Raw genomic sequence first — 20,343 nt, 5'->3', positions numbered from 1 at the left:
TGGCGCACCATGTTCAACCGAAGGCGGATCACCGCCGCCCTGATCGGGCTCCTCGTGCTGGTTCTCGGGGGCTGGCTGGTCAAGGACGTCGTCAGCGACGGCTCCCCGGCGACCCCTGCCCCGAGCGGCACGCCGGGCACGTCGGCGAGCGCGCCGGCCAAGGGCGGTGCGGCCGTGCCGGGCGCGGACTCCGGGCTGCCGGTCAAGGCGCTCTCGGCGTTGCCCCCGCAGGCCGGGGACACGTGGAAGCTGATCGAAAAGGGCGGGCCGTACCCGTACCCGCGCAACGACGACGTCGTGTTCGAGAACCGCGAGAAGCGGTTGCCCGGCAAGAAGTCCGGCTATTACCACGAGTACACCGTGAAGACCCCGGGCAGTGCCGACCGCGGCGCGCGGCGGCTGATCACGGGGCAGGCGCACGAGCTGTACTACACCGGCGACCACTACGCGTCGTTCGTCGTCGTGGACCCGGCCCGATGAGCGCCTCGGAGCAGGCGAAGGCCGCCGCGGAAGAGGCCTTCGGCCGGGGCGCGTACCCGCACCTGGTGAACTCGCACCCGACCGTGGACAAGGCCAGCACGCTGAGCGCGTTCGCCGCCGCACTGTCCTTTCCGGACTACTTCGGCCACAACCTCGACGCGCTGTACGACTGCCTGACCGACCTTTCCTGGCTGCCGCCGGGGGAGCACGTGCTGATCTGGCCGGGCTCGGACGCGCTGCGCAAGGCCGAACCCAAGACGTACCTGGCGATCCGCAGCGTGCTCTCCGACGCGCAGCGCGCGCTCGGCCCGAGCGGGCGCAGCGCCGGTTCGTGGCGGCTCACCGTCGTGCTGCCGGACGCCTGAGCGGCGTCCCGCGGGCTTGACCGTGCGGATGACCGGCCGGGGGCGGTCGCGCTCGGCAGTGGCCTTCGGCAGCAGCGCCCCAATGTGGCGTTGGGTGCGTGGGGCGCACCGAACGCCACATTGGGTGCGTGGGACGCAACCAACGCCACATTGGGGCGGTTCAGTCCTGGGGGACCCAGTTCGGCTTGCGCTTCTGGGCGAAGGCCAGGATGCCCTCCTGGCCTTCTTCGCTCGCGAAGAACTTCGCCGACAGCCCGAGCATCTCCTCGAACCCCTCCGACGGCGTCGCCGGGCGGGGGCGGCTCAGCAGTGCCTTCGTCTCGGCCAGCGCCTTCGGCCCGCCCGCCGCCAGCGCCTTGACGAACCGGGCCACTTCGGCGTCGAGATCGGAGGTCGCGGAGTTCAGCAGGCCGATCTCCACCGCGCGGCGCGCGTCGAACGTGTCGCCCGTCAGGAACAGTTCGTGCGCCGCGCGGGTGTTCAGCCGGGGGAGGACCGTCAGCGAGATGACCGCCGGGACCACGCCGATGCGGACCTCCGAGAAGGCGAACGTCGCTTCCGGCACGGCCACCGCGATGTCGCACGCCGCCACCATGCCGATGCCGCCTGCCCGGGCGGGGCCGGCCAGGCGGGCGACCACCGGCTTCGGGCTGGTCCACAGCTGCTCGAGGATCTTCGGGAACTCGTTCACGCCCTGGTCGCCCGCGCCGGCGCCGCGAGCCTCCTTGAGGTCCATCCCCGCGCAGAACACCGGGCCCGTGTGGGTCAGCACGATCACCCGCACGGCATCGTCGGCCGCCGCGGCGGCCAGCGAGGAAGACAGTTCGCGGCGCAGCTGCGCCGAAAGCGCGTTGCGGTTGTGCGGGGAGTCCAGGGTGATCGTGGCGGTGCCGCCCACCACGTCGTAGTGCACCAGTTCGTCAGCCATGACCGACACCCTTGCACACTCGCCGCGCGCCGCCGCTGTTACGCGGGCCACCCCGTGGGTGTGGGCCCCACGGGGTGGCCCGGACGGTCAGCCGATCGTCGTCGTGGTGAAGACCGGGCTGGGGTTGGGGAAGCAGGCCGTCGGCGCGGTGATGTCGCCGATGATGGTGCCCGCCACGGCCTTGAAGGTCAGGCCTGGGTCGCTGTAGCTGGTGCCGGACAGCTTCGTCTCGATGGTGCCCGACTGGCCGGCGGTCAGGTGGGCGGTGACGGTGGGCAGTTCGAAGGTGGCACCCCCGGCGATCGGGCCGGGGAAGCTCAAGGTGGCGACCCCGTTCGCGACGGCGATCGTGGGTGCGGTCGAGCCGAGGCCGGAGCCGCCGGTGAGGTCGGCGCCGACGTAGGTCGAGTTCGCCGGGATCGGGAACTTCAGCGCGAAGGTGTTGATGTTCTTGACGGTGTTCCCGCTGACCTGGCTCGGCACCGTGTTCGGTGCCGGGTCGATGACGACGTCGAACGCGCCACCGGGCGCGACCGTGGCGGGCGCGGTGACGTCGGCGTCCTGGTTGAGCGACACCTGCTGCGGCCCGACGATCGGTGCGTTGGCCTGGCAGTCGAAGGCGATGGTGGTGGCCGCCGAAGCCGGGGCGGCGAGGGCGATCGGAAGGACCGCGGCCGCCGTCAGGGCAGCCAGCCAGGAAAAGTGAAGCGCTTTCATCTGTATCCACCTACCTGCGGTTTTGGAGGGGAGGAAAGAAAGCCGCGCAGCGCTTAGAGAGTTACCGGCAAGTTAACTAGCGCGTCAAGGATTTACCGTTGCCATGCGCGCAGGGTGACCGCAAATGTGAATAAGACTCGCCTTTTGGCGGTGTTGCCGGCAGCTAGACGCGCTGGCGGAGCAGTCCGCTCACCGCGGTGGCGTACCGGCTGATGACGACGTCGGCGACGCGCGGGTCGTCGGCCAGGGGCTCCGCGATGAACGCCCGGGGGTCGGCCTCGAGGGCCAGCCGGGCGATCCGGTCGGGCAGCAGGCCCGGCGCGAGGAACCACGACGCCACGACCAGGTGCCGCACGCCGCGGGCGCGCAACCGGGCGGCGGCCGCGGGGATGTCCGGCTGGGCCGCGGAAGCGAACGTCTCGCTCACCGGAAAGCCCAGCCGCTCTTCCCAGCGTGCGGCCAGGGAAGCGACAACAGCGTTGGCCGACGCGTTCGACGAGCCCACCGCGCTCAGCAGCACGCCCGTCCCGCGCCGGCGAGGCGCGGAAGCCAACCGGTCAAGGGCCACCGCTTGCAGCGCGGGGTCGGCACCCAGCACGTCCGACACCTGGACGCGGAAGCCCGGGCACTCCGCCGTCACCGAGTCGATCAGCGCCGGCAGATCCACCCGCGCGTGGAACGCGCTGCCGAGCAGCAGCGGCACCACGATCGCCGTCCGGTGGCCCGACGCGTACAACGAGCGCAGCACGTCCGTGACGCGGGGTGAGGACAGGTCCAGAAAGGACTCGTGCACCGAAAGCCCCGGCGCCTGCGCGCGCACGACGTCGACGAGCGCCCGCACGGTCGCGGCCGAGCGGGGATCACGACTGCCGTGCGCGACGGCGACCAGGGGTGGCGTCACGAGAAGCGCTCACCCACCAGGCCCGCGGCGAGGGTGTCGCCGTCCTTCGGGTCGATCACGAGGAACGCGCCGGTGCGCGGGCTGACGCCGTAGTCGTCGACGCCCAGCTCCTCGGCCAGCCGCAGCGTGACGAGCCCGATGTCGTTGAGCTCCAGCGTGGCCGGAGCGTCCACACTGGACAGTGCCTGCTCGTCGAACCGCGCGTGCAGCTCGCCGGCCAGCGCCTGCACCGTGCGGGCGCCGTGCTTGACGAGCACGCGCGCACCCGCCTTGAGCGGCTTCGACGACAGCCAGCACAGCGTGCCGGTGATCTCGTCGGTGATCCGCGGCGGCGCGTCCGCGGCGGCGATCAGGTCGCCGCGGGAGATGTCGATGTCGTCGGCGAGCAGCAGCGTCACCGAAGTCCCGGCGCCGGCCTCTTCGAGCGGTCCGTCGGCGGTGTCGATGCGCTCGACGCGGCTGCGGATGCCCTGCGGCAGCACGACGATCTCGTCGCCCGGGCGGACCGTGCCCGCGGCGATCTGGCCCGCGTAGCCGCGGTAGTCCGGGTACTCCGGGGTGCGCGGGCGGATCACGTACTGCACCGGGAAGCGCAGCGCCGAGTCGTGCGGGTCGGGCGCGACCGGCACGTCCTCCAGGTGCTCCAGCAGGCTCGGGCCGCTGTACCACGGTGTCCGCTCCGAGCGCGTCGCGACGTTGTCGCCCTCAAGCGCCGACACGGGGATCGCGAGCACCGAGCCCTGGGGGTACCCCAGCGTTTCGGCGTGCGAAGCGAACTCCTTCGCGATCACGGTGAACGTCGCCTCGTCGTAGTCGACCAGGTCGATCTTGTTCACCGCGAGCACCAGCTGCGGCACGCCCAGCAGGGCCAGCACCGCCGCGTGTCGCCGGGTCTGCTCGATGACGCCCTTGCGCGCGTCGACCAGCAGCACGGCCAGCTGCGCGGTCGACGCGCCGGTCACCGTGTTGCGCGTGTACTGCACGTGCCCGGGCGTGTCCGCCAGCACGAACGACCGCTTCGGCGTGGCGAAGTACCGGTACGCGACGTCGATGGTGATGCCCTGCTCGCGTTCCGAGCGCAGGCCGTCGACGAGCAGGGACAGGTCCGGAGTGGACAGTCCCTTGTCGACGGACGCGCGGGTGACCGCGTCGAGCTGGTCGGCGAGCACCGACTTGGTGTCGTAGAGCAGCCGGCCGACCAAAGTGGACTTGCCGTCGTCGACGCTCCCGGCCGTGGCCAGGCGAAGCAGCGAGCTCATCAGAAGTACCCCTCACGCTTGCGGTCTTCCATGGCCGCCTCGGACATCCGGTCGTCGGCGCGGGTGGCGCCGCGTTCGGTGAGCCGCGACGCCGACACCTCGGCGATGACGTCTTCGACGGTGGTCGCGGTGGACTCGATCGCCCCGGTGCACGACCCGTCGCCGACGGTCCGGTAGCGGACGGTCAGCTCGCGGACCTCTTCGCCGGGGCGCGAGCCGCCCCACGGGCCTTCGGCCAGCAGCATCCCGTCGCGCAGGTACACCTCGCGCTGGTGCGCGTAGTAGATCGACGGCAGCTCGACCTTCTCGCGGGCGATGTAGTTCCAGACGTCGGCCTCGGTCCAGTTGGACAGCGGGAAGACGCGGACCTGTTCGCCCGGGCGGTGCCGGCCGTTGTAGAGGTTCCACAGCTCGGGCCGCTGCCGGCGCGGTTCCCACTGGCCGAAGGCGTTGCGGAGGCTGAAGATCCGCTCCTTCGCCCGGGCGCGCTCCTCGTCGCGGCGGCCGCCGCCGAACACGGCGTCGAACTTGTTCTCCGAGATGGTGTCGAGCAACGGCGTGGTCTGCAGCGGGTTGCGCATCCCGTCCGCGCGCTCCTCGAGCCGTCCGTCGTCGATCCAGTCCTGGACCTTCGCGACGACCAGGCGCAGGCCGTGGCGCTCGACGACCCGGTCGCGGAACTCGATGACCTCGTCGAAGTTGTGCCCGGTGTCGACGTGCAGCAGCGGGAACGGCACCGGCGCCGGCCAGAACGCCTTGATCGCCAGGTGCAGCAGCAGCGTCGAGTCCTTGCCGCCGGAGAAGAGGATCACCGGCCGGTCGAACTCGCCTGCCACTTCGCGGAAGATGTGGATGGCCTCGGATTCGAGCGCGGCCAAGTTGTCCTGTGCCGCATCGGTAGCGGGTTCCAGTGTTGTCATGCGTCCCTCGGTGTCTGACATCAGCCGTGCAGTCCGCACTCGGTCTTCGACTGACCCGCCCACCGGCCGCTGCGCGGGTCCTGGCCCGGCTCCACGCGGGCCGTGCAGGGCGCGCAGCCGATCGACAGGTAGCCGATCGACACCAGCGGGTTCTCGAGGATCCCGTGCTCGCGGATGTAGCCGTTGAACTCGTCGTCGGTCCACGCGGCGATCGGGTTGACCTTCACCAGGCCGTTGCGGTCGTCCCAGGTGACGATCGGGGTGTTCGCGCGGGTCGGCGCGTCGACGCGGCGGACGCCGGTCACCCACGCCGAGTAGTTCGCCAGGGTCTTGCGCAGCGGCACGACCTTGCGGAGGTTGCAGCACAGCGCCGGGTCGCGGTCGTGCAGCTTCTCGCCGTACTCCGCGTCCTGCTCGGCGACGCTCTGCCCGGCCTGGGCGTTGACGATCTTCACGCCCGGGTAGACCGTCTGGACGGCGTCCCGCGTGCCGATGGTCTCCGGGAAGTGGTAGCCGGTCTCCAGGAAGAGAACGTCCACATCGGACTTCACCTTCGTGGCGAGGTCGATCAGCACGGCGTCCTGCATGTTGGACGCCACGATGAAGTCGTCGCCGAACGTCTCGACGGTCCAGCGGATCGCTTCGTCCGCGGTGGCGTCGGCGAGTTCTTTCGAAGCGCGCTCGGCGAGGGTCTTGTAGTCGGCGGTGGCGGTCATCGGGAAACCTCCGGAAGGGACAGGCCGAGGAACTTGACCGAGAAAACCCGGCGACAGGCCGAACACAGCCAGCCGCCGTTCTCTTCCGGCCGCAGGTCCTCGTCGCCGCAGTACGGGCAGTGGTAGGGCACCGCGCGTTCGGGGGAAGTCACTGCAGGGCGCTTTCCTCGGCGCGCGCGGCCCACTGCGGGAACCGTTCGCCGGGTTCGCGCCCGGCGACGTAGTTGCGCACGACGCGCTCGACGTACCCGGTCAGCTCGCCCGAAGTCACCTTGTGGCCACGCAGTTTCCGGCCGAACCCGGCGTCGAGGCCGAGCCCGCCGCCGAGGTGCACCTGGAAACCCTCGACCTGGTTGCCGTCGGCGTCGGTGACGATCTGGCCCTTGAGGCCGATGTCCGCGGTCTGGATCCGCGCGCAGGAGTTGGGGCAGCCGTTGAGGTGCACGGTGACCGGCGTGTCGAGGCCGTCCTGGATGTCCGCGAGCGACTTCTCCAGGTCCGCGACGAGCTGCTGCGCGCGGGCCTTCGTCTCGACGATCGCGAGCTTGCAGAACTCCAGGCCGGTGCAGGCCATCACGCTGCGCCGCCACGGCGACGGCTTCGTCTCCAGCCCGATCTCGGCCAGCTCCGCCTGGAGCGTCTCGACCTGCTCCTTCGCGACGTCGAGCACGACCAGCTTCTGCTGCGGGGTGAGCCGGACGCGGCCGGACCCGGCCCGCTCGGCGGCTTTGGCGACGGCGACCAGGGTGCCCCCGGAGACGCGGCCGGCGATCGGTGCCGCGCCGAGGTAGAACTTGCCGTCGACCTGCGGGTGCACGCCGACGTGGTCGATCGGGACGGCCGGGTCGGCCGGCGGCGGGCCGTCGATCAGCTCACGCTCGAGGTACTCGTCCTGCAGCACCTGGCGGAACTTCTCCGCGCCCCAGTCCTTGACCAGGAACTTGATCCGGGCCCGCGAGCGCAGCCGGCGGTAGCCGTAGTCGCGGAAGATCGAAATGACGCCTTCCCAGACGTCGGGCACCTCGTCGAGCGGGACCCAGGCGCCGAGGCGCTGCCCGAGCATCGGGTTGGTGGACAGGCCGCCGCCGACCCAGACGTCGAAGCCGGGGCCGTGCTCCGGGTGGTCCACGCCGACGAAGGCGACGTCGTGGATCTCGTGCGCGACGTCGGGCTGGCCGGAGACGGCGGTCTTGAACTTGCGCGGCAGGTTCGCGAACTCGGGCTTGCCGATGTAGCGGCGCTTGATCTCGTCGATCGCCGGGGTGCCGTCGATGACCTCGTCCGCCGCGATGCCCGCGACCGGCGAGCCGAGGATGACGCGCGGGCTGTCGCCGCAGGCCTCCATCGTGGTCATGCCGGCGTTCTCGAGCTTCGCCCAGATCGTCGGGACGTCCTCGATGCGGATCCAGTGGTACTGGATGTTCTGCCGGTCGGTGATGTCGGCGGTGTCGCGCGCGTACGCCTGCGAGATCTCGCCGAGCACGGTGAGCTGCTCGGTGCTCAGCACGCCGCCGTCGAGCCGGACGCGCAGCATGAAGTAGCGGTCGTCGAGCTCTTCGGGCTCCAGCGTCGCGGTGCGGCCGCCGTCGATGCCCGGCTTGCGCTGGGTGTAGAGGCCGAACCAGCGGAACCGGCCACGCAGGTCACCCGGGTCGATCGCGTCGAACCCGCGGTGGGCGTAGATGTTCTCGATCCGCGCCCGCACGTTGAGCGGGTGGTCGTCCTTCTTCGACCGCTCGTTCGGGTTCAGCGGCTCCCGGTAACCGAGCGCCCACTGCCCCTCGCCGCGCTTCTGCTTGGCGCGCGCTGGGCGGGCGGGGGTCTGGCGCGTGGGCGTGGCCATGGCGGCGTCCTCCGAGAGGCTTTCGTGGCAGCGGAGGACCACCGGCTCGCGGGTTTCCTCCGACGCCGGCTGTCCAGGTTCGTGGCAGGTGGTGGCGATCGGTGAGTCAGCGAACGGGTACGCAGAGGGCGCTGGCGACCCGCAGGAGGTCGACGTGGCGGCGGGCCACGAGGAGAACACCGGCACGAGTCACGGCGTCAGCGTGCCACGCGTCCACGATGTGATCCAAGCTTGCCCGAATACTGGGAGCAGGGTCACCCGCCTGGGAGAATGCGGTCGACCAGCAGGCCCACGACCTGCGCGTCCGAGTACTCGGCGAAAGCTTCCGGCAATGTCAACCGCTCGACGGTCAGGCCGGTCAGGGCCAGATAGAGCAGCAGGACCTCGTCCCGCCCGCCGGGCAGTCCCGCGGCTTCGTGGAAGCCCGCGCTGAGCTCGAAGCTCTCCCGGACGGTCGAGGTCAGCGCCGCCGCCAGCCCGGGGCGCCGGTTCGCTTCCAGGCGCAGTTCGAGCAGGGCGAGGTAGGAGCTTCGGCGGGTGGTCAGCCGGGTCATCAGGTCGCCGAGCAGCGCGGCGACCCGGCCGGTCGAGGGCTCTTCGGCCCGCGGATCGGCCACCACCTCCTCCGGCGCGGACAGCCGGACGTGCACGCGCTCACCGGCTTCGGCCAGCAGCTGGTCGCGGTCGCGGAAGTAGTTCGACGTCGTCCCCGGCGGCACGCCGGCTTCGGTGTCCACCGCGCGGTAGGTCAGCCCGCGCGCGCCGTCCCGGGCGAGGACCTCGATGGCCGCGTCCGTCAGGGCGGTCCGCCGTTCGGTGTTCTGCCGCACCCGTTCCTCCTTGCCCGCTTCAAACCACTATGGTTAGAGTACTACAGATAGAGTGGTTTGAACGAGAGGAACTGGGGATGCAGGTCAAGGGTTTCGGGGCGGGGTACCTGGTCGACGACGTCGCCGCGACCACCCGCTTCTACCGGGACGTGATCGGGCTGCCGGTCACGGTCGAGCTGGACTGGTTCGCCAGCATCAACGCGGGTGCGCCCGGCTACGAAATCAGCTTCGTGCAGCGCGGGCACGAGTCGGTCCCGCCGGCCTACCGCGCGCCGGAGACGTCGGGGCTGATGTTCGGGCTCGTCGTCGACGACGCCGCGGCCGAGGCGAAGCGACTGGTGGCGGCGGGTGTGGAGCTGGTCACGCCGGTCGTCGACGAGCTGTACGGACAGCGGCACTTCTACCTCGCGGATCCCAACGGTGTGCTGCTCGACGTCATCGAGATGATCGCGCCCGACCCGGACTGGGCGGCGGCGAACCTCCCGGCGTCGTAAGGGACAATCGGGGGGTGCCCGTGCTGCGTTCCGACCCCGCCACCCCGATCGACCCGGCGCTGCCCGACAGCGCGCTGAAGGGGCTCGGCAGCAGAACGTTCGGGGTCTACGTGCACGTCCCGTTCTGCGCGACGCGCTGCGGCTACTGCGACTTCAACACCTACACCGCGGGCGAGCTCGACTCCGGCTCGTCGCCGCAGTCGTGGCTCGAAGGGCTGCGGCGCGAGCTGGAGCTCGCCGCACGCGTGCTGGTCGTGCCGCCCGCCGCCGACACGGTGTTCGTCGGCGGCGGGACGCCGTCGCTGCTCGGCGCCGACGGTCTCGCCTCGGTGCTCGGCGCCGTCCGCGACGTCTTCGGGCTCGCTCCCGGCGCGGAGGTGACGACGGAGTCGAACCCGGAGTCGACGTCGCCGGAGTTCTTCGCCGGGATCCGCGAAGCCGGGTACACGCGCGTCTCGCTCGGCATGCAGTCGGCCGCGCAGCACGTGCTGAAGATCCTCGACCGCGTGCACACCCCGGGCCGGCCGGGCAAGGCCGCCGCCGAGGCGCGCGCGGCCGGGTTCGAGCACGTGAACCTCGACGTGATCTACGGCACGCCCGGCGAGCGCCCGGACGACCTGCTCGCGACGCTCGACGCCGTGCTGGCCGCGGGCGTCGACCACGTGTCGGCGTACGCGCTGATCGTCGAGGAGGGCACGGCGCTGGCCCGCCGGGTGCGCCGCGGCGAGCTGCCCGCGCCGGACGACGACGTGCTGGCCGCGGACTACGAGATGATCGACGCCACGCTGTCGGCGGCGGGGCTGCGCTGGTACGAGGTGTCGAACTGGGCGGCCTCCGACGCCGCCCGCTGCCGCCACAACCTCGGCTACTGGCGCGGCGACGACTGGTGGGGCGCCGGGCCGGGCGCTCACAGTCACGTCGGCGGCGTGCGCTGGTGGAACGTCAAGCACCCGGCGCGCTACGCCGCGCTGCTGGCCGCCGGCGACTCGCCCGCGGGCGGGCGCGAGGTGCTCACCGACGACGACCAGCACCTCGAGCGGATCATGCTCGAACTGCGCGTCGCCGAAGGACTTCCGCTGGACGTGCTGGACGAGCCGGGCCTCGCGGAGGCCAGGGCGGCGGCGGCCGAAGGCCTGCTCGATCCGTCCGCTTTGGACTCGCGGGGCCGCGCGGTGCTCACCGACCGCGGGCGGCTGCTGGCCGACGGCGTCGTCCGGCGCCTGGCGGGCTGACGGGATTAAATCGCCGGACCCGGTCGTTGCTTGTATCGAGCAACGACTTCGAGGAGGGCCCATGGCGCGCGCGATCAGGTTCGACGAGTACGGCGACGTGGACGTCCTCCGGGTGGAGAGCGTCCCGCGGCCGGCACCGGGACGGGGGCAGGTGCTCGTCGAGGTCCGCGCCGCCGGGATCAACCCGGGCGAGGCCGCCATCCGGCGGGGGTTCCTGCACGAGCGCTGGCCGGCGACGTTCCCGTCCGGGCAGGGCAGCGACTTCGCCGGCGTCGTCGCGGAACTCGGCGACGGCGTCGAGGAGATCGCGGTCGGCGACGAGGTGATCGGCTTCGTGCACACGCGCTCGAGCCACGCGGACCACGTCGTGGCGGAGGCTTCGGACCTCACTCCGCGGCCGGACGGGGTGTCGTGGGAGGCCGCCGGTGCGCTGTTCGTCGCCGGCACCACCGCCTACGCCGCGGTGGCCGCGGTGTGCCCGCGTGAGGGCGACACGGTCGTCGTCTCGGGCGCCGCCGGCGGCGTCGGATCGCTGGCGGTCCAGCTCGCGAAGCTGGCCGGGGCCACGGTGATCGGCCTGGCCGGGGAAGCGAACCACGACTGGCTGCGCGAGTTCGGCGTCATCCCGGTGTCCTACGGCGACGGCGTTCTCGACCGGATCAAGGAAGCGGCGCCGGACGGTGTGCACGCGTTCGTCGACACCTTCGGCTCCGGCTACGTGGACCTGGCGCTGCACCTGGGGATCCACCCCGGGCGGATCGACACGATCATCGACTACGAGGCGGCGGCCAAGTACAACGTGAAGACCGATGGCAACATGGCGGGAGCGTCGGCCGAGGTGCTGCGGGAGCTGAGCCTGCTGGTGGGCAAGGGACTCCTGGACGTGCCGATCGCGCGCGTCTACCCGCTGGACGAAGTGCGCGAGGCCTACCGCGAGCTGGAGAAGCGGCACACGCGCGGCAAGATCGTCCTGCGCCCCTAGTTCTTCGCTGCCAGGACCTTCAGGCCGGCGAGGTAGACGTCGAGGGCGAACTCGAGGCGTTCGGTCGCGGTCTCGGCCGAGAAGAACTCGCCGATGTGCAGCATGTTCGGGAACGCGTCCGGGGGCAGTGACCGCATGTACGCCACCATCTGCTCGCCGCGTTTCGCCGTCTCGGCTTCGTCGATGTCGCCCCACGTCCAGCCGCTCGCTTCGTAGGCGTACGCCTTGGCGTAGAGGGCCAAGGCGTCGCCGGCGAACGTCGCCTGCTTGAGGGTCAGGCCGCCCGCGCGCAGCAGGGCGAGCATCGCCTCGCCCTGCCGCAGCGAGCTCGGCGTCACGGGCACGGCGATGTCCCACGCCACCCGGGCGATGCCGGGATGGGCGACCATCACCCGGATCTGGCCGCGGACGAGCTCCTTGACCTGCTCGTCCCAGCGCGCCGGGTCCGGCTCCGGGATCGGCGCTTCGGCGAGCACGGCGTCGAGCATCAGCTCCGCCAGCTCGTCCTTGTTGGCCACGTGCGCGTAGAGCGACGCCGGTCCCGTTTCCAGCTCCTGCGCGACCCGCCGCATGGTGACCGCGTCCAGGCCTTCCTCGGCCAGGATCGCCAGCGCCGTCTTCACGACGAGCTCCTGCGAGAGCGCGGGCTTCGCGGCACGGCGGCGCGGGGTGCTGCGCCACGGCGGTGGGGGAACGGTCACGCGAACACTGTACTTGACGCGAACATTGTTCGTATGTAGAACGGTGTTCGTCAAACGAACAGCGTTCGTGAAGGGGACCTCATGACCACCACCACCGCCGAAGCCGACGTCCGCGCCGTGCTCGACCGCCTCGCCGAGGCCTGGAACTCCGGAGATGCCGCCGCGTACGGGCGGCTCTTCACCGAGGACGCGGACTACGTCACGTTCTTCGGGCTCAACTTCCCCGGTCGCGAGGCGATCGAGAGCTCGCACCGCGCCCTCTTCGAGGGGCCGCTCAAGGGTTCCAAGCTGACCGGGCAGCTCGGCGCGTCGGCGAAGGTGCGGTTCGTCCGCCCGGACGTCGCCGTGGTCGTCGCCGGCGGCGGTTCGTCGCTCACCGGGGCGGACACGACGGACGAGGGCCGCGAGTCGACCGTCGGCTTCGTGCTCGTCCAGGAGGACGGCGAGTGGCTGATCACGGCGTTCCAGAACACGCGCGTCTCGGATCCGCGCGGGTGAAAACGCTTGCGGAGGCGTCGGGGGTCGTCGCACGGCCGCCGGCCGAGGTGTTCGAGGCGGTGCGGCGCCGGGTGACCGGGGGTGGCTATCCGATGCGGACGGAGGTCGACCGCGAGCGGGGGTTCCTCGCGGTGCAGGGCGGCTGGTGGTACCGCGGCGAGTACCGCGTCACGGCCGATCCGGGCGGCGCGCGGGTCGAGCACCGGGTGGTCAACGCGGCGACCCGGGGACGCTGGGGAGTCCCGTTGGCCAACCGGTTCTTCCTCGGGTTCCGCACTCGGACGGCTGTCGCTTTCGCCCGGATGCTCGAAGAACTGGCCACACCTGAGTAGGCGACGGCTCATTTCGGCGCGTAGGCTGAGTTAGGTAAGCCTTAGTGCCGGAACCCTCGTTGGAGTTGTCGAATGGCTGAAGCACCCCGTCGGTCCGGGCGTCCCGCGGTGCGGCTGCGGGTGCTGCGCACCGAGCGGCTGACCCCGCACATGATCCGGATCGTGGCGGGCGGCGAGGGCATCGCCGGCTTCACGCCCAACGCGTTCACCGACGCCTACGTGAAGGTGCTGTTCAAGGTCCCGGACGTCGAGTACCCGGAGCCGTTCGACGTCCAGGAGTGCCGGGCCACGCTGCCGCGAGAGCACTGGCCGCGGATGCGGTCCTACACCGTCCGGGCGTTCGACCCGCAGGCCGGCGAGCTCGTCCTCGACTTCGTCCACCACGGTGACGAGGGCATCGCCGGCCCGTGGGCGGCCTCGGCGCAGCCGGGGGACGAACTGCTGCTGTCCGGCCCCGGGGGCGCGTACGCGCCGGGCACCGAGGCGGACTGGCACCTGCTGGCCGGGGACGAAAGCGCGTTGCCGGCCATCGCGGCGTCGCTCGAAGCGCTCCCGCCCGGCGTCCCGGCGCACGCGGTGATCCTGGTCGAGAACGCCGACGAGGAGCAGCCGCTGGCCACGAAGGCCGACGCGCAGATCACCTGGCTGCACCGCTCGTCCGGGGGCGACGTCGCCGCGGCGGTGCGGGAGCTGCCGTGGCGCGAAGGCGTCGTCCAGGCGTTCGTGCACGGCGAAGCGGGGTTCGTCCGCGACCTGCGGCGGTACCTGCTCGACGAGCGCGGGGTGCGGCGCGAGCTGCTGTCGATCTCGGGGTACTGGCGCCTCGGGAAGAACGACGAAGCCTGGCGTGAGGAGAAGGCGGCCGAACGGGCCCGCGAGAAGTAACCTCGCCGCATGGCGAACCTCAAGGTGGACGTCGAGCCGGCCGAGGCCGGGTTCGACGCGGACCGGCTCAAGCGGGTCGACGCGCACTTCGACCGGTATGTCGAGAACGGTCGGCTGCCGGGCTGGCTCGCGGTGGTGAGCAGGCACGGCCGGATCGTGCACCTCGGCCGCGGTGGGCACAGCGACGTCGAAGCGGGCACGCCGGTGGAGACCGACACGCTGTGGCGGATCTTCTCGATGACCAAGCCGATCACGTCGGTCGCCGCGATGATCCTCGCCGAAGAGGGCCTGCTGGAGCTGGACGACCCGATCTCGCAGTGGCTGCCGGAGTTCGCTTCGCCGCGGGTGTTCGTCAAGGGGTCGGCACTGAAGCCGTACACCGAGCCGGCGACGGAGCCCATCCGCGTCTGGCACCTGCTGACCCACACGGCGGGCCTGACTTACGGCTTCCACCACGGCCACCCGGTGGACGCGATCTACCGCAAGGCCGGGTTCGAATGGGGGACGCCGCCGGGTGCGGACCTGGCGTCCTGCTGCGAGCAGTGGGCTTCGCTGCCGCTGCTGTTCCAGCCGGGCGCGGAGTGGAACTACTCGATCGCCACGGACGTCCTCGGGCGCGTCGTCGAAGTGGTTTCGGGCCAGTCCCTCGACGAGTTCTTCGCCTCGCGGATCTTTTCGCCGCTGGGCATGACGGACACGGGTTTCGTGGCTTCCTCGGTGTCCCGGCTGGCTTCGCTGTACGTGCCGGACCCGGCTTCGGGCCGGGCGGTCAGGAACGAGGCGTTCGGCCGCCTGGGAACCTCCCGCCCGGACTGCCTTTCCGGCGGCGGCGGCCTGGTGTCCTCGGCCGCGGACTACTGGCGTTTCACGGAGATGCTCCTGCGCGGCGGCGAACTCGACGGCGTGCGGCTGCTGTCCCCGCGGACGGTTTCCCTGATGGCGAGCAACCACCTGCCGGGCCACGTGGACCTGGAGGAGTACGGGCGCCCGCTGTTCGCCGAGATGCCCTTCGACGGGCACGGGTTCGGGCTGGGGTTCTCGGTACTGGAGGACCCGGTCAAGGCACGGACGTTGTCCTCGGCGGGCGAGTTCGCCTGGGGCGGGGCGGCTTCGACGGCGTTCTGGGTGGATCCGGACGAGGATGTGACGGTGGGGTTCTACACGCAGCTGTTGCCGTCGAGCACCTACCGGCTGCGGTCGCAGCTGCGGCAGCTGGTCTACCAGGCGCTGGTGGACTGAGCGGGCGTCACGGGTTCGGGGGTCGCGACCCGCGTGAGGTACCTCGCCACCGTCTGCCGCAGATGGTCCGCGTGCTGGTAGATGTCCTCGACCGTGGTGATCGGCAGCCGGGTCTCGACCTTGTTCTCGTCGAACACGCCCAGGTACTTCGTCGACCGGTTGAACCAGAGCCGGGCGATCGGTTTGCGGTTGTTGTCGTCCAGCAGGACGCCGAAGTAGGTCTTGGTGTCGCGCGCGGCAACCCGGGCGGCGGGGACTTCGGCACAGACGATGGCACGGACGATCCGGTAGCCCTCGAGTTCTTCCTCGGTCGTGACCACTCGTTCGTTGTCGTCGGTCACCTTGGCCTCGGCGGCGGGCTGCGGCTGCTCGGGTTGCGCAGCGCTGCCGCTCGACACGCTCACGTAGGAGTCGGGCCCACCGAGCGCGTTCTTCAGCCGGTCGTTGACCTGCTCGTTCAGGAACTGGCGGGTCGCTTTGCTCACCAGCGGGGCGAACTGCTCACGGACTCGCTGGGTGAACGATCCTTCGTACACCCGGGTCGTCAGGAACTTCACCCACTCGTCTTCGGGCTCCTTGAACTGCGCCGCGAGGATGCGCTTCAGCTGACCGATGTACTTCAGTTCCCCTGCGGCGCTGATGACCGAGTCGAGGTCGAAGGACTCCTTGGTGAGCTTGGCCAGTTCGGGCAGCAGGGTGTCGTCGATGTCGGCGAAGTCCAGCACGAGGAACGGCTTGGCGTCCATCCGGTTGGGTGCGTCGAGGTCGGTGTAGAACTCGTACACCTGGCCGTTCGTCAGGATGGCGATCCGGGCGTTCGTGACGGCGAAATAGCGGAAAAGCTGGGAAGCGTGCTCGATGCGGAGCGGATCGTTGATCTTCTTGGCCTCGACGAGAACCTGCACCTGACCGTCGTGCACGATCGCGTAGTCGATCTTCTCGCCCCGCTTGGTGCCCACGTCGGCGGTGAACTCGGGGATCACCTCGGCCGGGTTGAACACGTCGTACCCGAGGACAGTGCTGATGAACGGCATCACGAAGGCGTTCTTGGTCGCCTCTTCGGTCTCGATACCGTCCTTGTGCTTGCGGATCTTCAGGGCGAGTGCTTGCGCGCGCTCCGCGATGTCCATGCCGGTGCCGTTCTGTGCGGGAACTGGTCCGGATCTCGAAAGTGAAGATTCGCCGTCCGGTCACGAGGGTGCGCTGCCTGGGTCGGTGGCTCACTTCCGTCCGTTACGGAATTCGGTCGAAGGTGAATCAGGAAACAAGAAACGCGGAAGTGGGTGTACTGGCGAAGGTTTGACGGCGACTGCAGTCCCTCGTCGACTGGGAAACCGGGAAGAAAGTCCCTTCGCCGGGGTCCTGTGGCTCTGTCCTGGCTCGCCCGCCGCGCCGGAAACTGGCCGCATGGCGCGAGAACCGTCCGTGCGCGAGGTGCTCGACCGGCTGGTCGGGGATTCGGTGCTGTCCCCGGCCCAGGCCGGCGAGGTCGAACGCGCGCTGCAGGCGGCCGCGCCGCGCCGGCTGCGGATTCCCTGGGCGGAGGTCGCCGCCTACCTCGGTGGTGGCCTGGTCCTCGTCGGGGCCGTGCTGCTGGTCGCCGCCTCGTGGCGGAACTGGGGTGAGTTCGCCCGGACCTTCGTGACCGGTGCCACGGCCGTCGTGCTGCTCACCGCCGGGGCCGTCGCCGCCGGGCCGCGCAGCCGGTCGGCGGCGCGGGGGCGGGTCGCCGGGGCGCTGTTCGCGCTCGGTGCCGGTGCTGTCGCCGTCACCATCGCCGTCGCGCTTCCCGATGACATCGTCACCGGCGCCGTCGCCTGCGGAGCCGGCCTGCTGACGGCCGTCGCGGGGTACCTTCTCGTGCCGTCGGTGCCGGGGTTGCTGGCTTCGGCCGGGTTCCTGGCCGCGACGACTCTTCTCAGCATCGACGCCACCGTCGGCGTCACCCCGCTCAACGGCGGGCTCGGCGTGGGTACCGGGGGTTTGCTCGTCGCCGCGCTGGCGCTCGGCCACGTGGTGCCGCACCGGCTGCTCGGGCTGGGGGCGGGCCTGGCGCTCGCGGTCTTCGGGTTCCAGCAGCCGCTCGGCGAGGAGGGGACCGCCTGGGTCGCCTACCTGCTCACGTTCGGCCTGGGCGTTGCCTGCCTCGCCCTGGTTCGCCGCGAACGCACCTGGGTGCTGCTCGTCGCGGGCGTGGTCGCCGTGACCCTGGCCGTGCCCGAAGCCATCTGGGACCTGACCGGTGGCGCGGTGGGCGGTGCCCTGCTCGTCCTCACCGCCGGACTGGTCCTGCTGCTCGTCAGCTTCGCCGGGTTCCGGCTGCGGCGCACCACCGGGAGAAAGCCACCGCCTGCGTCACCGGGCTCGTGACCTGCTGCCGGCCTCCGCAGTCCTCGACCTCCTGATCGGCCTGTCGAGCACGTTCACGCTTTCGAGCGTGGCGACGTAGTGGCCGCCGGAGGCTCGAGCGGGTCCTTCCGCCGGAGCTGGACTTCGGCCTCGGCGACGCCCGCCGCGATCACGCGCCGGCCCCCGGCGTCGTCGAGGAGCTCGGAGACCGGCAGGTTGTCGGCGAAGTAGAGGGCGGTGAACCGGTCGAACCCCCGCGCGAGCGCGGCTTCGCCGAGCATGTGTACCAGCGCCGAGGCCAGCCCGACCCGGCGCCAGGCCGGGTCGACGGCGACCGCGATCTCGGCGACCCCGGGTTGTGTGGTCGCCCCGTAGCGGGCGATCGCGACCCCGTGGCCGTCGGTGTCGCGCGCCACCAGCGCGAACCGGCGTTGGTAGTCCAGGTCGGTGAGGCGCTCCAGCAACCGCGGGGTGACCCGCGGCGGGGTGCCGCAGAACCGCCGGTACAGCGTCGCGGGATCCGCGTTCCGGATCGCTTCCCCGAGCTCCGCGGCGTCTGCCCGGACGAGCGGCCGCACGTGCACGACACGTCCGTCCTTGAGCGTGAGGGTGCGATCGAACCCCGTCGGCACCACCGGGTCCTCTGTCCGCATGACCGACTCCTCGCCGAACCTTCGGGCCCGCTCCGGGCGACGACGAGGTCAGCGTAGCGGGGGACTTTCCTCCTGCGAGCAGGGACGATCAGCTCTTCTGGCGGCCCTTCCGACCTGCGCAGACTGGGTGCGTAAGCCCCCGACATCGAGGAGGAACGCACTATGACGGTCGACAGCGGGACGACGAAGAAGACCGAGCGGTTCCGCGGCCAGGAGCTGGTCACGCGGGTCAAGGAGCTCATCCACCAGGGCAACGTGCGGCGGATCCGGGTCAAGAACGACGAAGGTCACACGGTCATGGAGATCCCGGTCACGGCGGGCGTCGTGGCCGCGATCGCCGCGCCGGTGGTCACCGCGATCGGCGCGATCGCCGCGCTGGCGAAGGAGTGGACCATCGAGGTCGACCACGTGCCGACCTCCGAGAAGGAAGCCGGGGAGGACACCGGCGAGTGATCCGGGGATGGCCGGGCCGGAGGCCCGGCCATCCGCTGCCGTCCTTTCGGGCCGGGTGACCCCCGAAGCGGCGATGAAGGACCTTCAGCCGAAGGGCCCCCGGTCCGGAGCGCAGAGCGCGCCCCGGGCGGGCACCGAACCGGCGACGAAGTAGCTGTCGAGGGAGGCGTCCACGCACGCGCTCTTGCCGCGCGAACCGTGGCCGTACGTGTCGAGGCTCAGCAGGTGCGCGTTGGCCAGCAGCTTCTCGGTCCGCTGGGCGCCGGCGTACGGCGTCTCCAGGTCACCCTGGCGGTTGGCGAGGAGCAGGATCGGCGCCGTCGGGCGGTTCCACGGCCCGGCGTAGCGGCCGGTGTCCGAGACGTCCCAGGTGGCGCACGGCAGCGTCTTGTAGACGTCGTACGGGCCGAAACCGCGTCCGACCTGGTCGGCGCGCCGGGCGAAATCCCACCAGACGGCCGGATCACGCGGGTTCGCCGCGTCCGAGCACAGCGTCGCGCCACCGCCCAGCAGGGAGTCGACGTCCGGCGGGCCGCCCGCCGAAGCCGGAGCTCGCGTCGCCGGATCCGCCAGCGCCTGCAGGAAAGCCGCCAGCTGCGGCGCGGCCTGGGCGTCGGTCAGGTAGGCGTGGATCGTGGCGATCGCGCTCTGGTAGGTGACGGCGACCTGGTGGCCGGTCGTGTCGGTCACCGTGATCGGGCCGGCCTCGAGCCGGTCGAGGATCTCGTCGTAGCCGAAGGTGCAGCGCGCCGCGCAAGCGTCCAAAAAGGACTCGATCGCGCGGGGCCCGTCTTCGTAGCCGCGCAGCCGGTAGCTCATGGGGCCGGAACCACTCGCCCAGCGCGCCGGATCGTCGACGGCGTCGAGCGCGAGCGATCCGACGCGGCCGGGGAACAGGTTCGCGTAGGTCTCGCCGAGGTAGGTGCCGTACGACTTCCCGTAGTACCGCAGCTTCGGCTCGCCGAACGCCGCCCGCAGGCGATCGAGGTCGCGGGCGATCGTGCCGGTCGAGAGGTGGTTCGCCAGCGGGCCCGCGTTCTGTTCGCAGAGGTCGGTGACCGTCTTCGTGTCCGAGATCTGCCGCTGTTCGGCCTCGCGGGTCAGCGGGAACGTGCCCAGCGCGCGCTGGAGCACCTCGAGCTGCGAAGGATCGGTGAAGCAGTGGATCTTCGAGCTCGCGCCGACGCCGCGCGGATCGAACCCGACGATGTCGAAGCGCCGGTGCAGCTCGGGTGTCAACGCGGGGGCGAACCGGCCGGACGAGCCGGGGCCGCCGGGGTTGAAGAAGATCGTGCCCAGCTTGCGGGCCTGGTCGGTGGCGGGCAACCGGCCGACGGCGATCGACACGGTGCCGGCGGACGGGTCCTGGTAGGACAGCGGGACGTCGAGGTGACCGCACTCGTACCCGGCGGCGCACGCGGATTCCCAGACGATTCCGGCGGGGCTCGCCGTGGCCGCGGGGGCGAGGGCGCCCACCGCGAGCGTGGCGGCCCCCAGAGCCAGCGCAGCACGGAGTTTCGGAGAATTCATGGCCCCGATCGTCCCGCCGCCGGGACCGGGGGCGCG

Annotated in this window: 25 protein-coding genes; 11 read left to right on the top strand and 14 right to left on the bottom strand. The window is 71.1% G+C overall.

The features are described 5' to 3' along the window. Positions 1–9: 9 nt before the first annotated feature. Positions 10–480, top strand: coding sequence for a ribonuclease domain-containing protein (locus QRX60_RS50030; protein WP_285998485.1), 471 nt, complete (start codon positions 10–12; stop codon positions 478–480). Further along, positions 477–845, top strand: a complete 369-nt coding sequence (locus QRX60_RS50025; RefSeq protein WP_285998484.1) for a barstar family protein — start codon at positions 477–479, stop codon at positions 843–845. The genes QRX60_RS50030 and QRX60_RS50025 overlap by 4 nt, the downstream gene beginning before the upstream one ends. Positions 846–1,005: 160 nt before the next feature. On the opposite strand, the gene QRX60_RS50020 is transcribed toward QRX60_RS50025, so the two are convergent. The 10 genes from QRX60_RS50020 to QRX60_RS49980 all read right to left on the bottom strand — a co-directional run bounded on the left by QRX60_RS50020 (position 1,006) and on the right by QRX60_RS49980 (position 8,959). Continuing rightward, positions 1,006–1,773, bottom strand: a complete 768-nt coding sequence (locus QRX60_RS50020; protein ID WP_285998483.1) for an enoyl-CoA hydratase family protein — start codon at positions 1,771–1,773, stop codon at positions 1,006–1,008. Positions 1,774–1,860: 87 nt separating this feature from the next. Further along, a complete protein-coding gene (locus QRX60_RS50015) occupies positions 1,861–2,490 on the bottom strand; it encodes a cyclase (RefSeq protein ID WP_285998482.1) in 630 nt (209 codons plus the stop codon). 163 nt (positions 2,491–2,653) lie between these two features. Further along, positions 2,654–3,391: a sirohydrochlorin chelatase gene (locus QRX60_RS50010; protein WP_285998481.1), complete on the bottom strand. Its 738-nt coding sequence runs from the start codon at positions 3,389–3,391 to the stop codon at positions 2,654–2,656. Beyond that, complete coding sequence (locus QRX60_RS50005) at positions 3,388–4,650, bottom strand: sulfate adenylyltransferase subunit 1 (protein WP_285998480.1); 1,263 nt, start codon at positions 4,648–4,650, stop codon at positions 3,388–3,390. Before QRX60_RS50005 ends, QRX60_RS50010 begins: the two co-directional genes overlap by 4 nt. Next, the gene (gene cysD, locus QRX60_RS50000; protein ID WP_285998479.1) at positions 4,650–5,570 is read right to left on the bottom strand and encodes a sulfate adenylyltransferase subunit CysD; all 921 of its coding nucleotides are present in this window, start codon (positions 5,568–5,570) and stop codon (positions 4,650–4,652) included. The genes QRX60_RS50005 and cysD overlap by 1 nt, the downstream gene beginning before the upstream one ends. 20 nt (positions 5,571–5,590) lie before the next feature. After that, positions 5,591–6,286 carry a phosphoadenylyl-sulfate reductase gene (locus QRX60_RS49995; RefSeq protein WP_285998478.1) on the bottom strand — a complete coding sequence of 232 codons (696 nt, stop codon included), beginning with the start codon at positions 6,284–6,286 and terminating at the stop codon, positions 5,591–5,593. Continuing rightward, positions 6,283–6,438, bottom strand: a complete 156-nt coding sequence (locus QRX60_RS49990) for an Insertion element protein (RefSeq protein ID WP_285998477.1) — start codon at positions 6,436–6,438, stop codon at positions 6,283–6,285. Before QRX60_RS49990 ends, QRX60_RS49995 begins: the two co-directional genes overlap by 4 nt. Beyond that, positions 6,435–8,129, bottom strand: a complete 1,695-nt coding sequence (locus QRX60_RS49985) for a nitrite/sulfite reductase (RefSeq protein ID WP_285998476.1) — start codon at positions 8,127–8,129, stop codon at positions 6,435–6,437. Before QRX60_RS49985 ends, QRX60_RS49990 begins: the two co-directional genes overlap by 4 nt. Before the next feature lie 106 nt (positions 8,130–8,235). Further along, positions 8,236–8,322: a putative leader peptide gene (locus QRX60_RS51760; protein ID WP_408630299.1), complete on the bottom strand. Its 87-nt coding sequence runs from the start codon at positions 8,320–8,322 to the stop codon at positions 8,236–8,238. Between the two features lie 61 nt (positions 8,323–8,383). Continuing rightward, positions 8,384–8,959 carry a TetR/AcrR family transcriptional regulator gene (locus tag QRX60_RS49980; RefSeq protein ID WP_285998475.1) on the bottom strand — a complete coding sequence of 192 codons (576 nt, stop codon included), beginning with the start codon at positions 8,957–8,959 and terminating at the stop codon, positions 8,384–8,386. A 77-nt stretch (positions 8,960–9,036) separates the two neighbouring features. Here QRX60_RS49980 and QRX60_RS49975 point away from each other — a divergent pair, with 77 nt between their 5' ends. The 3 genes from QRX60_RS49975 (at position 9,037) to QRX60_RS49965 (ending at position 11,667) form a co-directional block, all read left to right on the top strand. Then, positions 9,037–9,453, top strand: a complete 417-nt coding sequence (locus tag QRX60_RS49975; RefSeq protein ID WP_285998474.1) for a VOC family protein — start codon at positions 9,037–9,039, stop codon at positions 9,451–9,453. A 14-nt stretch (positions 9,454–9,467) separates the two neighbouring features. Continuing rightward, entirely contained in the window at positions 9,468–10,685 is a 1,218-nt protein-coding gene (hemW, locus tag QRX60_RS49970; RefSeq protein WP_285998473.1) for a radical SAM family heme chaperone HemW, read from the top strand. 61 nt (positions 10,686–10,746) lie between these two features. Continuing rightward, positions 10,747–11,667 carry an NADP-dependent oxidoreductase gene (locus QRX60_RS49965; RefSeq protein ID WP_285998472.1) on the top strand — a complete coding sequence of 307 codons (921 nt, stop codon included), beginning with the start codon at positions 10,747–10,749 and terminating at the stop codon, positions 11,665–11,667. Here QRX60_RS49965 and QRX60_RS49960 read toward each other — a convergent pair. Continuing rightward, positions 11,664–12,368: a TetR/AcrR family transcriptional regulator gene (locus tag QRX60_RS49960; protein ID WP_285998471.1), complete on the bottom strand. Its 705-nt coding sequence runs from the start codon at positions 12,366–12,368 to the stop codon at positions 11,664–11,666. The genes QRX60_RS49965 and QRX60_RS49960 overlap by 4 nt on opposite strands. A gap of 81 nt (positions 12,369–12,449) precedes the next feature. Here QRX60_RS49960 and QRX60_RS49955 point away from each other — a divergent pair, with 81 nt between their 5' ends. From QRX60_RS49955 to QRX60_RS49940, 4 genes are all read left to right on the top strand, one after another. Continuing rightward, positions 12,450–12,866 (top strand): SgcJ/EcaC family oxidoreductase, encoded by a 417-nt coding sequence (locus QRX60_RS49955; RefSeq protein ID WP_285998470.1) that lies wholly within the window; start codon positions 12,450–12,452, stop codon positions 12,864–12,866. Then, positions 12,863–13,198: a hypothetical protein gene (locus QRX60_RS49950; RefSeq protein ID WP_285998469.1), complete on the top strand. Its 336-nt coding sequence runs from the start codon at positions 12,863–12,865 to the stop codon at positions 13,196–13,198. The genes QRX60_RS49955 and QRX60_RS49950 overlap by 4 nt, the downstream gene beginning before the upstream one ends. Positions 13,199–13,270: 72 nt before the next feature. Beyond that, positions 13,271–14,083: a siderophore-interacting protein gene (locus tag QRX60_RS49945; RefSeq protein ID WP_285998468.1), complete on the top strand. Its 813-nt coding sequence runs from the start codon at positions 13,271–13,273 to the stop codon at positions 14,081–14,083. Between the two features lie 9 nt (positions 14,084–14,092). Beyond that, entirely contained in the window at positions 14,093–15,322 is a 1,230-nt protein-coding gene (locus QRX60_RS49940) for a serine hydrolase domain-containing protein (RefSeq protein ID WP_285998467.1), read from the top strand. Here the strand turns inward: QRX60_RS49940 and QRX60_RS49935 are convergent. After that, positions 15,301–16,452, bottom strand: a complete 1,152-nt coding sequence (locus QRX60_RS49935; protein WP_285998466.1) for a type I restriction endonuclease — start codon at positions 16,450–16,452, stop codon at positions 15,301–15,303. The genes QRX60_RS49940 and QRX60_RS49935 overlap by 22 nt on opposite strands. Positions 16,453–16,729: 277 nt before the next feature. Between QRX60_RS49935 and QRX60_RS49930 the strand changes: the two genes are divergently transcribed. Further along, on the top strand, positions 16,730–17,692 hold the full coding sequence (locus QRX60_RS49930) for a DUF2157 domain-containing protein (RefSeq protein WP_285998465.1): 963 nt from the start codon (positions 16,730–16,732) through the stop codon (positions 17,690–17,692). A gap of 53 nt (positions 17,693–17,745) precedes the next feature. Here the strand turns inward: QRX60_RS49930 and QRX60_RS49925 are convergent, their stop codons facing one another. Beyond that, complete coding sequence (locus QRX60_RS49925; RefSeq protein ID WP_285998464.1) at positions 17,746–18,324, bottom strand: GNAT family N-acetyltransferase; 579 nt, start codon at positions 18,322–18,324, stop codon at positions 17,746–17,748. 162 nt (positions 18,325–18,486) lie between these two features. Here QRX60_RS49925 and QRX60_RS49920 point away from each other — a divergent pair, with 162 nt between their 5' ends. Then, on the top strand, positions 18,487–18,777 hold the full coding sequence (locus QRX60_RS49920) for a DUF4342 domain-containing protein (RefSeq protein ID WP_285998463.1): 291 nt from the start codon (positions 18,487–18,489) through the stop codon (positions 18,775–18,777). 84 nt (positions 18,778–18,861) lie between these two features. On the opposite strand, the gene QRX60_RS49915 is transcribed toward QRX60_RS49920, so the two are convergent. Then, the gene (locus QRX60_RS49915; RefSeq protein ID WP_285998462.1) at positions 18,862–20,307 is read right to left on the bottom strand and encodes an alpha/beta hydrolase; all 1,446 of its coding nucleotides are present in this window, start codon (positions 20,305–20,307) and stop codon (positions 18,862–18,864) included. Between the last annotated feature and the right edge of the window lie 36 nt (positions 20,308–20,343).

Source organism: Amycolatopsis mongoliensis (genome assembly GCF_030285665.1).
GTDB classification, from domain to species: domain Bacteria; phylum Actinomycetota; class Actinomycetes; order Mycobacteriales; family Pseudonocardiaceae; genus Amycolatopsis; species Amycolatopsis mongoliensis.
Note: the sequence above shows the minus strand (reverse complement) of the source record. Positions and strands in the feature narration are given on the sequence as shown.

Coding starts and splice junctions, on each gene's coding strand:
- QRX60_RS50005 (WP_285998480.1), bottom strand. CDS start 4,650: ATGAGCTCGCTGCTTCGCCTGGCCACGGCCGGGAGCGTCGACGACGGC.
- QRX60_RS49955 (WP_285998470.1), top strand. CDS start 12,450: ATGACCACCACCACCGCCGAAGCCGACGTCCGCGCCGTGCTCGACCGC.
- QRX60_RS49945 (WP_285998468.1), top strand. CDS start 13,271: ATGGCTGAAGCACCCCGTCGGTCCGGGCGTCCCGCGGTGCGGCTGCGG.
- QRX60_RS49985 (WP_285998476.1), bottom strand. CDS start 8,129: ATGGCCACGCCCACGCGCCAGACCCCCGCCCGCCCAGCGCGCGCCAAG.
- QRX60_RS50020 (WP_285998483.1), bottom strand. CDS start 1,773: ATGGCTGACGAACTGGTGCACTACGACGTGGTGGGCGGCACCGCCACG.
- QRX60_RS49975 (WP_285998474.1), top strand. CDS start 9,037: ATGCAGGTCAAGGGTTTCGGGGCGGGGTACCTGGTCGACGACGTCGCC.
- QRX60_RS49925 (WP_285998464.1), bottom strand. CDS start 18,324: ATGCGGACAGAGGACCCGGTGGTGCCGACGGGGTTCGATCGCACCCTC.
- QRX60_RS49935 (WP_285998466.1), bottom strand. CDS start 16,452: ATGGACATCGCGGAGCGCGCGCAAGCACTCGCCCTGAAGATCCGCAAG.
- QRX60_RS50015 (WP_285998482.1), bottom strand. CDS start 2,490: ATGAAAGCGCTTCACTTTTCCTGGCTGGCTGCCCTGACGGCGGCCGCG.
- QRX60_RS49915 (WP_285998462.1), bottom strand. CDS start 20,307: ATGAATTCTCCGAAACTCCGTGCTGCGCTGGCTCTGGGGGCCGCCACG.
- QRX60_RS50025 (WP_285998484.1), top strand. CDS start 477: ATGAGCGCCTCGGAGCAGGCGAAGGCCGCCGCGGAAGAGGCCTTCGGC.
- QRX60_RS49920 (WP_285998463.1), top strand. CDS start 18,487: ATGACGGTCGACAGCGGGACGACGAAGAAGACCGAGCGGTTCCGCGGC.
- QRX60_RS49995 (WP_285998478.1), bottom strand. CDS start 6,286: ATGACCGCCACCGCCGACTACAAGACCCTCGCCGAGCGCGCTTCGAAA.
- cysD (WP_285998479.1), bottom strand. CDS start 5,570: ATGACAACACTGGAACCCGCTACCGATGCGGCACAGGACAACTTGGCC.
- QRX60_RS49965 (WP_285998472.1), top strand. CDS start 10,747: ATGGCGCGCGCGATCAGGTTCGACGAGTACGGCGACGTGGACGTCCTC.
- QRX60_RS49940 (WP_285998467.1), top strand. CDS start 14,093: ATGGCGAACCTCAAGGTGGACGTCGAGCCGGCCGAGGCCGGGTTCGAC.
- QRX60_RS49930 (WP_285998465.1), top strand. CDS start 16,730: ATGGCGCGAGAACCGTCCGTGCGCGAGGTGCTCGACCGGCTGGTCGGG.
- QRX60_RS50030 (WP_285998485.1), top strand. CDS start 10: ATGTTCAACCGAAGGCGGATCACCGCCGCCCTGATCGGGCTCCTCGTG.